Source organism: Paractinoplanes globisporus DSM 43857 (assembly GCF_000379645.1).
Taxonomy (GTDB): Bacteria; Actinomycetota; Actinomycetes; order Mycobacteriales; family Micromonosporaceae; genus Actinoplanes; species Actinoplanes globisporus.
This window is the reverse complement of record NZ_KB903297.1, coordinates 233,732-246,831: the sequence shown is the minus strand read 5'-3', so window position 1 is coordinate 246,831 and position 13,100 is coordinate 233,732. Positions and strand designations below refer to the sequence as shown.

Below are 13,100 nucleotides of genomic sequence, written 5' to 3'. Positions count from 1 at the left end.
CCCGACCCCGGAGGCGGCGTGGCGGCCGGACCCAGCGGCTGTGTGGCAGCCGACCCCGAGGGCGGCGTGGCGGCCGGATCCAGCGGCTGTGTGGCAGCCGACCCCGGAGGCGGCGTAGCGGCTGGTCCTGGCGGTGGTGTGGCGGCCGGGCCCCATGGGGGTGTAGCTGCCGGTCGGGGCGGCGGCGGAGCCGCTTTCGCTGATCCGGACGCCGGTTCCGGTGGTGCGGAAGGTGGGTTTGTGGGCGCCGGGGGCTCGGGGCGCTGGGCGGGAACCGGCGCCGCGGGGCGCAGGATCTCGGCCGCCGGGACGCGGGGCGTCGGCTCGTCGGCCGGCTGCTCCTGCGGCTTGTCGGTGGTCATGGTCCTCCCCAAGTGCCGGGTGGCTCGGCGCGACGCGTCAGCGGCCCGCCCGCTCCCGCAGGAGGGTGATGTCGGCGGTCTGGCCCTCGACACCGCCCGGCGTCTCGACGACGGCCGGTGCACCCGAGGCCCGGATCGCGGCCACCACCAACTCCGGGTCGATCTTGCCATTCCCTAGGTTGTCGTGCCGGTCCTGACCCGAGTCGAAGCCACCTTTCGAGTCGTTCGCGTGAATAAGGTCGATCCGGCCGGTGATCGCCTTGACCCGATCGACCACGCCGACCAGGTCTTCCCCGCCGGCGAACGCGTGACATGTGTCGAGGCAGAAACCCGCGCCGAAACCGGCCACGGCGTCCCAGAGCCGGGCGAGATCGTCGAAGCGGCGGGCGCATGCGTTGTCGCCGCCGGCCGTGTTCTCGATCAGGATCGGCAGGGGCAGGCCGCCGTCGGATTCCGCGTACTCGAAGGCCTTGCGCCAGTTCTCGAAGCCGGCGGCGAGATCGGCGTCCTTGCCGACGTGGCCGCCGTGCACGATCAGGCCTTTCGCGCCCAGCTCGGCCGCGGCGCGGGCATGTGCCATGAGCAGTTTGCGGCTGGGGATACGGATCCGATTGTTGGGTGAGGCGACGTTCACGATGTAGGGCGCGTGGATGTAAACGTCCACCTCGGACTCGCGCAGGGCCGCGGCGTCGTCACGCGGTTTGGGGCTTTTGTAACCCTGCGGGTCGGTCAGGAAGAACTGCACGGCGTCGGCTCCGCGTTCGCGTGCTGCTTCCAGTGGGTCGGCTGGATCGACATGGGCTCCGATACGCATGGGACGAGCCTACGACGCGGGTCTGACGGTTTCTCGTCGCGTCACCACGCCCCGGCGGACCTCGTTAGCTCCAATCGAGGCTTGTTCACAGACTGGGAGATGGTGCATGTCGCGGCAGTTCCGCTATCGGATCACGGCGATCGTGCTCGGCGGGCTGATATTCGGCGCGCCGCTGCTGACGAACGGCACGGCGAGCGCCGAGCAGCTGAGCCCGTCGAGCGAGGGTGGACGGCAGGTGACCTTCTCCGACAACGGGATGCTCAGCCTGTCCTGTCACTCCCGGCCCGACATCGAGCAGATGATGGTGCCGGCCGACAGCACGGTGCGAGTGATCAATCGGACCGGATACAGCGCCCGGCTGCTGCTCGCCGGCGAGACCAAGGGCACCCTGCCGGACGACGCCGCGACCGACGTGGTCTTCCGCCGGGGCACCACGTCGGTGCTGCTCAAGCCGAACTGCGCGCTCGGCGACGACGCGTCGCCGGTGCTGGTCACGGCCGCTCCGTCGGCGCCGGCGCAGATGCCCGACCCGATGCCGGCACCGTCGGGTGGTGGTTCGAGCGCGTCGACGATGGCCGCCGCGACCTCGAACTCGCCGTCGGGTCCCACGTCGGGCTCGGCGCTGCCGGACTCGCCGTCGGCGGCTCGTCCGTCCCGGCTGACGCCGGCCACCAGCCAGGCTGGGGTGCGGGCTCCGGCGGCCATGCGCGGCTCAGCGGTGGCTCAGGTCGCCGCGACCGCGGTGCAGGGCATGCCGCAGGGCGGCAACGCAGGGCGCGTCAAAGTCAAACCATCCACGCGTACGCCGGGAAGCACGGTCCCCGCGTTCGCGGGCATGCCGCCCGGTGACCGGAAGACGCTGATTCCCTCCGTACCGCAGCTGGATCTGGCACCGGCCACGCAGGATGCGACGCCCGCGGCAGCGACCGCGCCACCCGCCGAGATCGCGGCGGCGGAGCCGGTGGCGGCGATGGAGCCGATCCGCGAGACCGGGCCGGTCGGACTGCTGGCGCTGACCGCCGCTGTCTGTGTGATGGGAGTGGGCGCGGCGGCAATTCGGGCTATCGTGTCGCAACGTGCAAATCGGGCGAAAGTGGCGTAAGCTGGTCGTCAACAAGCTCCGCGGGGCGGCCGCGTCCAACCTCATCGGTGTGGTCGTTCCTCCCCAGGTCCCACCCAGCGAAAGCGGAACGGACGCCCCGCGGCTCCCGAATGAAAGAGGACCTCGTCCGCCGACGGGGTCCTCTTTCGTGTTCCCGGCCGGATTTGGGCAGCTCGGGACCGGTAGGTATGCTTGCTCGGTTCGCAGTGTGACCGCCGTGGGCAGATACCCACGGCTTTTCAATGCGATCGACACAAGACCTCCTGCCACGGAGAGACCGTGGCCGCTCAGCCCACAGGAGGTGAGAACGTCTTGCGTCATTACGAACTCATGGTGATCCTCGATCCGTCGCTCGAGGAGCGCACCGTCGCCCCGTCGCTCGACCAGTACCTGAACGTGATCAGGACCGCGGGTGGCTCGGTGGAGAAGCTCGACGTGTGGGGCCGTCGCCGGCTCTCGTTCGAGATCAACAAGAAGGCCGAGGGCATCTACGCCGTCGTCGACCTTCAGGCGACCCCCGAGGCCGTCGCTGAGCTGGACCGTCAGCTGCGGCTCAACGAGTCCATCCTCCGTACCAAGGTCATTCGGCCCGAGACCCGCTGACCGCTCGTTTTTGTCAGGGGGTTCTGAGAACCTCCTACGAACGAGAACAGCGGCGAGGAGTAGATCATGGCAGGAGAAACCGTTATCACGGTCGTCGGTAACCTCACCGACGATCCCGAGCTGCGCTTCACCCCCTCGGGTGCGGCGGTTGCCAAGTTCCGCATCGCGTCCACGCCGCGCACTCTGGACCGGCAGTCGGGCGAGTGGAAAGACGGCGAGCCACTGTTCCTTGCGTGCAACATCTGGCGTGACGCCGCCGAGCACGTCGCCGAGTCGCTGCAGCGTGGCGCTCGGGTGATCGTGCAGGGCCGGCTGCGCCAGCGGTCTTACGAGACCCGCGAGGGAGAGAAGCGCACCGTCTACGAGCTCGAGGTCGACGAGATCGGCCCGTCGCTGCGGTATGCGACGGCGAAGGTGCAGCGGATGAGCCGCTCCGGGGGTGGTGGCGGCGGCTTCGGCGCCTCCAACGGTGGCGGCGGCGGTAACCGGCAGCCCAGCGGTGGCAGCAGCGGTGGCACCGGCGGCGGGGGCAACTTCGACGACCCGTGGGCTACGGCGGCTCCGGCCTCCGGCTCCCGTCCAAGCGGCGGGGGCGGCAACTCCTCGTTCGACGACGAGCCTCCCTTCTAGCCCGTGCGGGCAGCAAAGAGTTCAGGAGTAAGAGCAATGGCTAAGGCTGCGGCGCTTCGCAAGCCGAAGAAGAAGGTGAACCCGCTCGACAAGGACGGGATCACCTACATCGACTACAAGGACACCGCCCTGCTGCGGAAGTTCATCTCTGACCGCGGCAAGATCCGCGCTCGCCGGGTGACCGGGGTGACCTCTCAGCAGCAGCGGCAGATCGCCCGCGCGGTCAAGAACGCCCGCGAGATGGCGCTTCTGCCGTACACGGCGACGGCGCGCTGAGGAGGATCCACGATATGAAGATCATCCTCACTCAGGAGGTGTCGGGTCTCGGCACCCCCGGCGACATCGTCGAGGTCAAGAACGGCTACGGCCGTAACTACCTGCTGCCGCAGGGCTTCGCGATCCAGTGGAGCAAGGGCGCCGAGAAGCAGGTTTCGGTCATCAAGCGGGCTCGCGATGCCCGCGAGATCCGCGACCTGGGTCAGGCCAACGAGGTCAAGGCACAGCTGTCCAGCCTCAAGGTCACGCTGTCCGCGCGTTCCGGCAACGGCGGGCGCCTGTTCGGCTCGATCACCCCGGCCGAGATCGTCGACGCGGTCAAGGCCGCCGGCGGTCCGGTGCTCGACCGGCGTCGTCTCGAGATGCCGGGTCACATCAAGACCACGGGCGCGTACAACGTCCAGGTCAAGCTGCACCCCGAGGTGACCGCGACCTTCCCGGTCAACGTGGTGGCCGCCAAGTAATACGGCGTTCTACGCGTCGACGGCGCGCTGGGCTTCCGCCCGGCGCGCCGTTTGCGTTCCAGCCCCGCGTTCCAGCCCTGCGCACCTAGCTCAGGCTGTTGCCGGTGATCGCGGAACTGAGCACTGTGGCCAGTCCGCCGCCGACGACCGCGGCGGCCAGGCCGACGCTGATCGCCTTCCAGTTGCTGCTGAACTTTCGCAGGCCCAGGGCGACGAGGACGCTCAGCACGAGCGAGATGAGGAACTGCGGCGCCGCCTTGGCCAGCGTGCCGAGGGCGTGCGACTGCGAGCCGGTGTCGATCACCAGCATGTAGACGACGAACAGGACGATGGGCACGCCGTACCAGATCACCGTGTAGCCGATCGCGGCGAGAGTTCCCCCGGAGTCCTGATCACCCTCCTCGTCGTCCGGATCGAGCAGGTCGCTCCTCCGGCTCATGGGGAAGCCGCCGGTGACGGGGCGGCGCTCATAAGAGCCGGTCAAACTCTGCTGGATCCCGTTGCCCGAACGCTGCGGGCGCACCATCGGATCGCGCTGCTCGCGAGGGACCGGCGAGATCAGCGACGTCGAGGTCATCGATAAGTTCGAGGATCGCGGGACCGCTGCGGCCCCGCCCGACCGAAAGGGCACGTAGTCCGAGGTGCCGTAGCGCCGGGACTCGCCGTCGCCGAGATCGTCACCGTCCGACAGATCCTGCCGCCAGTCGCCGCCAACGGCCTCTCGGCCGCCGCCCTCGCGGTAGGCGGCCGAGCCGTGACCGTTCTCCGCGGGCTCGGCGAACTCGAGCCGCCAATCGCCCGGGTCGGGGCGTTGCCGCGGATCGGCGGGCGCACCGCCGCGCGACCACGGCGGGGTCTCGGCGGCCGCACCCAGCGCGCGGCTCGGCCAGGCCTGGCCGGCGTCGGGCGTGCGACGCCAGGAGTCGGGGCCCATCGGTTCGTCGTCGTAGTCGGCGCGACGGCGGCCACCGCCGATCGACGGCTCGTCATCGTCGTCGTGACGAACGCCGGCCCGATAGTCGGCGGGACCACCGTAGGGGGTACCGCTCCGCGGCGCGCTGCCCGGCCCGTCACCGTAGGGCGTGCCCCCGCGTGGGGCGCCGCCCGGGCCGTCACCGAAAGGCGGGCCGCCATAGGGGGTTCCGTTGCGCGGGGGACTGTCGCCGTAGGTCGTGCCACCGCGCCGGCCGCCGGGACCGTCGCCATAGGGCGGACCGCTGCGTGGCGCGTTGCCCGGTTCGTCGTCGTACATGCTGCCGTTGCGGTAGGCGGCCGGGTCGTCGGCGCCGGAGCGGCCGCTCGGGAGCGCGCGGCGGCTGCCGTAGCTGGGACCCCCCGGGCCACCGCCGTAAGCAGGACCGCTGCCCGCGGCGCTGCCGTAGGTCGAACCACTGCCGCCGTATGCCGGGCCGGAAGACCTGCCGAAGCCGTCGGCTCCCGGGCCGCCGCCGTAGGAAGGGCCGCTGGTGGGGGCCGCTCCGAACCCGGTGTCGTCGGGTCGGGCGCGGCCGCTGGGAAGCTCGCGGCGTGGGCTGCCGTACGTGCCGCCGTAGGACGGGCCGCTCGCCGGAGCCGCTCCGAACCCGGTGTCGTCGGGTCGGGCGCGGCCGCTCGGGAGCTCGCGGCGCGGGGTGCCGTAGGGCGTGCCGCTGCGTGGGGTGCTCGTCGGGCCCGCGTCCGGGTAGCCGGGGGTGTCGTCGGGCCGGGGACCGAAGGGGGTCGCGCTGCGTTGGGCGCTCGACGGCATGCCGCTGCGGGGCGCGGCGGGCATGGCGCTGCGCGGTGAGGCCGGCATGCCACTGCGGGGCGCGGCCGGCATGGCGCTGCGCGGGGAGCTGGATGGGCCGGCGTCGCCGCGCCAGTCATCGGCCGGGGGCTCCGGTTTGGCGGGGCCGGCCGGGAGCTCGCGGCGTGCGGGCACGGCGTGGTTCATCGAGTCGCGGCGGGCGGCCTCTTCGCGCCAGGCCAGCACGCGCGGGTCGTCGTCGGAGCGGCTCCACTGACCGGTGTCGGGGTCGCGCACCCAGCTGCTGGTGTCGGGCTCGGCCGACCACGAGCCGGTGTGCTCACGCCAGTCGTCGTGAACCTCGTTGTAGCGCGCCTTGCCGCCACGGCCGGCCGGCGCCGGCGGCTCCTCGGCCCGGGAACGGCGGCCGCCAGGCCCACTCCGTGCGGCAGCCTCGTCGGCGAACGGCTCGGCGGCGTCGCGGCCGCGGCGTCGACCGCCGCCGGGGGGCGGCTGATCGGTCGGATAGGCCGGCGCCGCACCGCGCCCATAGCTGCTGGTCGGGGCGGCTGCAGGTGGCTCGGCGAAACCTGCACCGCGCCCATAGCTGCTGGTCGGTGCCGCTGCCGGCGGCTCGGCCAGGCCCGCTCCGCGTCCGTAGCTGCTGGTTGGGGCGGCGGAAGGCGGCTCGGCCAAGCCAGCGCCGCGTCCGTAGCTGCTGGTCGGGCCGGCTGCGGGCGGCTCCGCCAAGCCCGCACCACGGCCATAGCTGCTAGTGGGGGCGGAGGGCGGCTCGGCCAGGCCCGCGCTTCGGCCGAAGCCGGGTGCGGAGGCGGCGGGCGGCTCCGGTGGGTAGCCGGCTGCGCCGCGGCCGTAGCTGCTGGTGGGTGCGGCGGAGGGCGGCTCGGGGAAACCGGCGCCACGCCCGAAGCCGCCGGCCGGGGAAGCCGAGCGCGGTTCGGCGGAACCCGCGCCGCGCCCGAAGGCGCCGGGTGGGGTAGCCGAAGGCGGCTCCGCGAGGCCCGCACCACGTCCGTAGCTGCTGGTCGGGGAGGCCGAGGGTGGTTCGGCCAGGCCCGCGCCGCGGCCGAAGTTGCCGTTGGGGGCGGGCGGTGGCTCGGTGGCGTAGCCGGACGCCGCGCCGCGACCGTAGCTGCTGGTCGGCGACGCGGAAGGGGGCTCGGCGAAACCCGCACCGCGGCGGCCGAAGCCGCCGGCGGGGGTGTCGGCCGGGCCGCTGCCGAAGCCGGGGTTGGACGGCGCATCGCTCGCTCCACGACCGGCCCTGCCCCCAGCGCGTCCAAAACCCGTGGTCGGGGCGGCGGCCGGTGGCTCGGCCGGGTAGCCCGTCGCCGCGCCGCGGCCGAAGCCGGGCGTATCGGGCGTGTAACCGCGCGGGGTCTCGACCGGTGGGGCGTCGTCGGCGTAACGGCCTCGGCGCGGGCCGGGCGCGGGCTCGGCCGCGTGGCTGCCGCCGGGGCGGGTGTCGTAGCTCAGCGGCATCGGAGCCGACGCGGCGCCGGCCGAGCGGGCGGCCTGATCGGCGGCGGGGTCGGTGTGGCGGCTGCGGCGGGTCGGCTCGCCGTAGGGACTCGCGCCGCGGGCGGAGTCGTCGTAGGCGCCGGACGGAAGAGCCCGGCGGCCCGCGGAGCCGTCGTCGTAGCGCCGCGCCGCCGGGTCGGCCCCGGCCCAGGTGGGCGTCGTCGGAGTGGCCGGATCGGGGTACAGCTGGATGTTGCCCGTGTCGGCGTGACCGGCCCAGTGATCAGAATCCGAGCGCGCGGCCCACCCCGTACCCCCGGAAGGTCTTGGAGCGTCACCCTCGGGAGCCCGGCGGCGGCCGACGGGCGGTGACCCACCACCCAGCTCGGCATCGCGGCGCCAGGCGGCGCGATCGTCCTCGCGAACGAGGTGACGGCCGTCGTCGCGCGGTGTCTGCCAACTCGGCGTCTCGGCCGGATCGTCCATGCGCAGCCAACTGGACATGGACTCGGAGTCTTTGGTGGAGCCGGCGGCATCGTTCCAGGTCGCGGTGCCCTCGATGGCGTCGCGCTGCCAGGACGGGCGACTCGTGGAATCCCGGGGCGGCTCGGTGGCGGACTTGCCGTCGACCAGCTGCTGCCAGGACGGGGAACTCTCGGCCGGCGGGCGCTGCGACGGCTGCTGCCAGCTCGGGGTGGCCTGCTGCTGCTCCCAGGGCTGCGCCGGCCCGGTGAACTGCTGCCATGCGGGACGGCCCTCGTCGGCCGGCTGGTCGGCCGACCACGGGGTGCTGGAGATCGCCGGTTGGGTGGAGGGGGTCTCGGCGGGCGGGTCGTACGAGCTCGCGCCGCCGCTCTGCCAGGCCTCGGTGGTGGAGCGCCAGCCGTGCGTGCCGGTGGTGGAGCGCCACTCGGTGGTCTGCCGCCAGCGCGCGCCCGTGGCCCGCCACTCCGCCGTCTCGGTGCGCCAGCCGACGCCGTCGGCCGGGAACGCGGTGCGGCCCGTCGACGCCACCTCTGACCAGCGGTTGGCCGGCTCGACCGCCTGAGAATCGGACTCGGGCTGCTGGGCCCACGCGTCCGCGCGGCGCTGCCAGGCGAGAGCCTCGGGGCTGGGCTGCATGCTGCCGGTGTCGGTCAGCGACTCCCATTTCTGCTCAGGCTCGGCGAAATCCGTATGCTCCGGACTCTCGGAGGGCCACGGCTGCGCCGCGCGACGATCGCGCGGCATGCGGCTGCCGTAGTCCCATTCCCGTTGGTCCACCCAGAAAGCGTGACGTGCAAGAGACCGAACCGCAACGCCTCCGGGCGATGGCTTGCTCACGCGCGGCTTCTTTTTCTCCCTCCACAGCTGTTGACGACGTTATTCCTGCTGGACAAGGCACACGTGATGGCATGCCGAGAAGTTGTGCACAGCCTTTGCACAGGGCTGCCCACAGGCTGGGGCGGGATGTCCACAGGTTGTCCAGAGGCTCGTCCACCGGCGCAGTTGGGCAGGTGACGGCCCGGTTCGTAGAGTGATGCAACCTCGCGGAAGTTCTTGATCGAGTTAATTTTCGTGATCAAGGCGAGGGTTCAGCCAAAAGTGTCATACCCGGGCTGTTGGATCACGAGCAACAGGCACGGCGAGCGGAGGGGGTCCGGGTGTCGATCACTGACGACGCACGGCCGGAGTCGCGGCCACCAGCCCAGGCATCGCCCGGGGGGCCGCCACGAGGCGACGGACCGTCGGGCGGGGGTTACGACAAGTCACCGCCGCAAGATGTGGCGGCCGAGCAGGGCGTGCTCGGCGGCATGCTGCTTTCCAAGGACGCGATCGCCGACGTCGTCGAGATCCTCAAGGTGCACGACTTCTATCGGCCGGTGCACGCCACGATCTTCGACGTCATCCTCGACCTGTACGGGCGGGGTGAGCCCGCCGACGCGCTGACCGTGGCCGCGGCCCTGTCCGACAGCGGTGACCTGCAGCGCATCGGCGGCGTGCCGTACCTTCACACGCTGATCGAGAGCGTGCCCACCGCGGCCAACGCCTCTTATTACGCGCGCATCGTCTCCGAGCGGGCGATCCTGCGCCGCCTCGTCGAGGCCGGGACGAAGATCGTGCAGCTGGGCTACGGCACCGGCGGCAACGGCGGCCGCGACGTCGACGACATCGTCGACCTGGCCCAGCAGGCCATCTACGACGTCACGGAAAAGAGGGTGAGCGAGGACTTCGCCGCCCTCGGCGACATGCTGCAGCCCACGCTCGACGAGATCGAGGCGGTCGGCGCGCAGGGTGGCGTGATGTCCGGCGTGCCGACCGGTTTCTCCGATCTGGACCGTCTGCTCAACGGCCTGCACCCCGGCCAGCTGATCATCGTGGCCGGCCGCCCCGGTCTCGGTAAGTCGACGGTCAGCATGGACTTCGCCCGTAATGCCGCAATCCGCAGCAACTGCGCCAGCGCCATCTTCTCGCTCGAAATGAGCAAGATCGAGATGGTGATGCGGCTTTTGTCCGCCGAGGCCCGTGTCCCGCTCCACGTGCTGCGCTCCGGCCAGCTCACCGACGACGACTGGAGCAAGCTGGCCCGCCGCATGGGCGAGATCAGCGAGGCCCCGATCTTCGTCGACGACACCCCGAGCATGAACCTCATGGAGATCCGGGCGAAGGCCCGCCGCCTCAAACAGCGGCACGACCTCAAGCTCCTGGTGGTCGACTACCTCCAGCTGATGACCTCGCCGAAACGCACCGAGAGCCGCCAGCAGGAGGTCGCCGACCTGTCCCGAGGCCTGAAACTCCTGGCCAAGGAGATCGAGTGCCCGGTGATCGCGGTCTCCCAGCTGAACCGTGGCCCGGAGCAACGAACCGACAAGCGCCCCCAACTGTCCGATCTGCGCGAGTCTGGCTCGATCGAGCAGGATGCGGACGTTGTCATCCTTCTTCACCGTGATGACTACTACGACAAGGAGTCACCGCGGGCGGGTGAGGCCGACTTCATCGTCGCCAAGCACCGAAACGGCCCTACCGACACCGTGACGGTGGCCGCCCAGCTGCATCTGTCCCGCTTTGTCGACATGGCGATCGTCTAACCAGGACCGTCGCTGGTGCTCCATTGGCCGGGGCCGTGGTAGGGCAATGGCGCCGGGCGGGCGTGGGCATCCACCACCAAGGCGTCCATCGAGATGACGTTGGAGGGGGAGGGAGCGCCGCGGTGGGTGTAGAGCGGTGCGTTCTCGCTGATGCGGGCTATCTGCGGGTCCAGGAAGAGGATGGTGCCGTCGTGGTTGATCGCCGCCCAGGCGTGGCAGCCGCCGCCTTCCAGGTCGGTGAGGATGAAGGCAAACGCGCCGTGGCCGGTGTTGTGCATGTGGTTGGCCAGGTTTTGCATGGCGGCGTCCACCGCGGGCTTCGCGGTCGCCGGGTCGGCGGCGCCCAGGAACGGGCAGAGGTTCTGGAAGGTGGAGCCGGTTGCCTCCGCCACGCGTTGCAGGCCGTGCCATTCGCCGCCGGTCGGGCGATTCGGGTCGCCGTGGGCGTAGGCGTCGAAGGTTCTCGGGGCGGCGACGCGGGGACGGCCGTGCAGATAGGTGTCGAAGAGCGCCAGAACCCCGTCGATGCAGTTCAAGCCTCGGGCGGGGTCGGCTCCGGGGCCGCCGTCGTTCGCCAGGCCGAACCATTGGCCCTTTCGAGGGTCGGGCAGGCGTGACGCGCGGCCGTCGCCGGCTTTCGGCACGGCATCTTCCAAAGTCTTCTGCTGTACGGCCAGGGGAGCGCGCAGGCCGCCGTAGGTGTCATAGCGCCGGGTCTGCGAGACGGGCGGCGGGCCGTCGGCACCGGTCAGGGCGGAATGGTCGTCACTGAGCACCCCGCCGGCCGCGAGCTCGGCGATGTGGGGCGCCGCGACTGCGCTCGCCGTGGGCGTGCTCGCGGTGGGCGTGCTCGCGGTGGGCGTGCTCACGCGGGGCGTGCTCACGCGGGGCGTGGCCGGCGGCAGGCCGTCGAGCCGTGCCGCCTCGGTGTCGATCTCGCCCAGCAGCACGCGGAGGTCGTTTACTCGCTTCCGTAGCTCCTCGCCGCGGAGTGTCGAGCCGCCGAGGAACTCGCGGTCGGCCAGTCGGGCCAGGTCGCGAATTTTTATCCGAGTGCCCTCGGCAATGGTCGTCAAAAAGCCGATATATTCCTCGCGCCGATTTTCGTCGTAGGACGAGGCGCCATCAGCGACATATCCGAAATGTGCGGACGAGAGCGGCGATGCGGTGGCATCGGCGGAACTCGACGGCGGCGAGGAGCCAAGCGCCGGAATGGCGGGAAATGGCGTCGATGCGGCATCCGAATAATGCGAGGACCCACCGTCGTGCAACGGTGCCTCGCCGGAGCGGGGAAATGGCACTATCGGCCGGGCGGGCGCTGAGATCCGGACGGTCCGCGCCCCCGGATCCGCGGAGGAAGAAACTCCGTCCCGATTGGACCGGGCCACCCGCTCCAACTCGGTCCGAGAAATCCGCCGCGTGGCACCGTCACCGACTTCCCGAGGAGCGGCCGGTGTCATCCCATAGGACCGCCGCAGCACTCCCTCGGCGTTTATCCTCGCGCTCGGCCGGGCGGAGGCGGGCTGACCAGGCCGATCGCCCGACGTGGGACCGGCCGGCGAGCCCGCGAGATGCCGCGCGTCCGGCGGGCCGATCGTGTCCTCCGCGGGGCGTGCCGAGACGATTTGGGCCGGGCTGCGGGGAGCTGTCAGATTCGCGACAGTTGGGGCGACAGAATCCGCTGGATGGGATTGGGCGACCGTTGTCCGGCCCTCGGCCGCCTCAGGGCCACCGGGAGATCCCGAGGCCGGAGGGAACAAACGCCGCGTTACGGTCTCGTCCGACGTCGACGACGGGACGGGTGCTCCCGGCGTACGGCCGGAAATGCTGGCGCCGCCTCTCATCTCCGCGACCAAACGCTGGAGGATCTGCCGGATGGTGAGCCTGGTGGCCGCGATCAGGCCGCCCGCGGCCGGCGACGCGGCGCCCAGTGTGAGCGCCGCCGAGATCGTCATGCCGACCAGCTCGGTGAGGAACAGGCCGATCTCGATCCAGGCCTCGAGCTTGGCGGCCTCGAGCGACCGTCCGCACTCCTCAACCAGTGCTCCGACATCGGCGGCGATCTCCACGAGCGCGTCGAGCGACGGGGACGGGTCGCCGGCCAACCCGCGTCTGGCGTCCCCGTCATAGGCGACCATGATCTCCGCGGCGGCGGCGATGGCCTCGTCGTGCGGGTCGGCGAGCGTCCGGGCCAGGGCGAACCAGCGGTCGGCGACATCCCAGGTGGCGGACTCGTTGCCGGCCGGCCAGTCGAGCTCGACCACCGACTCGAGCGCCTCGTAGGCCCAGCCGGGCACGTCGAAGGGGCAGTGGTCGAGCGGGTGCGGGATCGGGCTGGGCAGGAGCGTCACGGCATCTCCTGCGTGACGCGGCGGGCTGTGGCGGCGCCGACCTCGGCGCCAGCGTCGGCGTCCTGACTGTCGCGAATGGAACGTGCGGCGGAGTCGCCGAGGCCCTCCACATATCGCGCCAACTGGGCCCAGGCCGACAAAACGTGTGCTTCCATCGGGCGGTAGCGGCTCTCGAAGGCACGCCCGGCCTCGTCGTCGCCCCACGGCCGAGCGGCGGACGCG

At 71.5% G+C, this 13,100-nt stretch carries 9 protein-coding genes; 6 read left to right on the top strand and 3 right to left on the bottom strand.

Annotated features, from left to right (window positions below):
* Positions 1–399 precede the first annotated feature (399 nt).
* Positions 400–1,176 carry a deoxyribonuclease IV gene (locus A3CQ_RS0111875; RefSeq protein WP_026205608.1) on the bottom strand — a complete coding sequence of 259 codons (777 nt, stop codon included), beginning with the start codon at positions 1,174–1,176 and terminating at the stop codon, positions 400–402.
* 106 nt (positions 1,177–1,282) lie between these two features.
* On the opposite strand from A3CQ_RS0111875, the gene A3CQ_RS57275 reads away from it, so the two are divergent.
* The 5 genes from A3CQ_RS57275 to rplI all read left to right on the top strand — a co-directional run bounded on the left by A3CQ_RS57275 (position 1,283) and on the right by rplI (position 4,251).
* Positions 1,283–2,278, top strand: coding sequence for a hypothetical protein (locus A3CQ_RS57275; protein WP_026205607.1), 996 nt, complete (start codon positions 1,283–1,285; stop codon positions 2,276–2,278).
* 312 nt (positions 2,279–2,590) lie between these two features.
* Positions 2,591–2,881: a 30S ribosomal protein S6 gene (rpsF, locus tag A3CQ_RS0111865; RefSeq protein WP_014448192.1), complete on the top strand. Its 291-nt coding sequence runs from the start codon at positions 2,591–2,593 to the stop codon at positions 2,879–2,881.
* 66 nt (positions 2,882–2,947) lie between these two features.
* Positions 2,948–3,511, top strand: a complete 564-nt coding sequence (locus A3CQ_RS0111860; RefSeq protein WP_020511153.1) for a single-stranded DNA-binding protein — start codon at positions 2,948–2,950, stop codon at positions 3,509–3,511.
* Positions 3,512–3,547: 36 nt separating this feature from the next.
* Positions 3,548–3,787 carry a 30S ribosomal protein S18 gene (gene rpsR, locus A3CQ_RS0111855; RefSeq protein ID WP_007073789.1) on the top strand — a complete coding sequence of 80 codons (240 nt, stop codon included), beginning with the start codon at positions 3,548–3,550 and terminating at the stop codon, positions 3,785–3,787.
* A 14-nt stretch (positions 3,788–3,801) separates the two neighbouring features.
* On the top strand, positions 3,802–4,251 hold the full coding sequence (gene rplI, locus A3CQ_RS0111850; RefSeq protein WP_020511152.1) for a 50S ribosomal protein L9: 450 nt from the start codon (positions 3,802–3,804) through the stop codon (positions 4,249–4,251).
* Positions 4,252–4,336: 85 nt separating this feature from the next.
* Here rplI and A3CQ_RS0111845 read toward each other — a convergent pair whose 3' ends face one another.
* A complete protein-coding gene (locus tag A3CQ_RS0111845; protein ID WP_157295715.1) occupies positions 4,337–8,722 on the bottom strand; it encodes a hypothetical protein in 4,386 nt (1,461 codons plus the stop codon).
* Between the two features lie 380 nt (positions 8,723–9,102).
* Between A3CQ_RS0111845 and dnaB the strand changes: the two genes are divergently transcribed.
* On the top strand, positions 9,103–10,527 hold the full coding sequence (gene dnaB / locus A3CQ_RS0111840) for a replicative DNA helicase (protein ID WP_026205605.1): 1,425 nt from the start codon (positions 9,103–9,105) through the stop codon (positions 10,525–10,527).
* Here the strand turns inward: dnaB and A3CQ_RS0111835 are convergent.
* Positions 10,524–12,878 carry a toxin glutamine deamidase domain-containing protein gene (locus A3CQ_RS0111835; RefSeq protein ID WP_020511150.1) on the bottom strand — a complete coding sequence of 785 codons (2,355 nt, stop codon included), beginning with the start codon at positions 12,876–12,878 and terminating at the stop codon, positions 10,524–10,526. The two genes, dnaB and A3CQ_RS0111835, sit on opposite strands and share 4 nt — an antisense overlap.
* Positions 12,879–13,100: the final 222 nt, after the last annotated feature.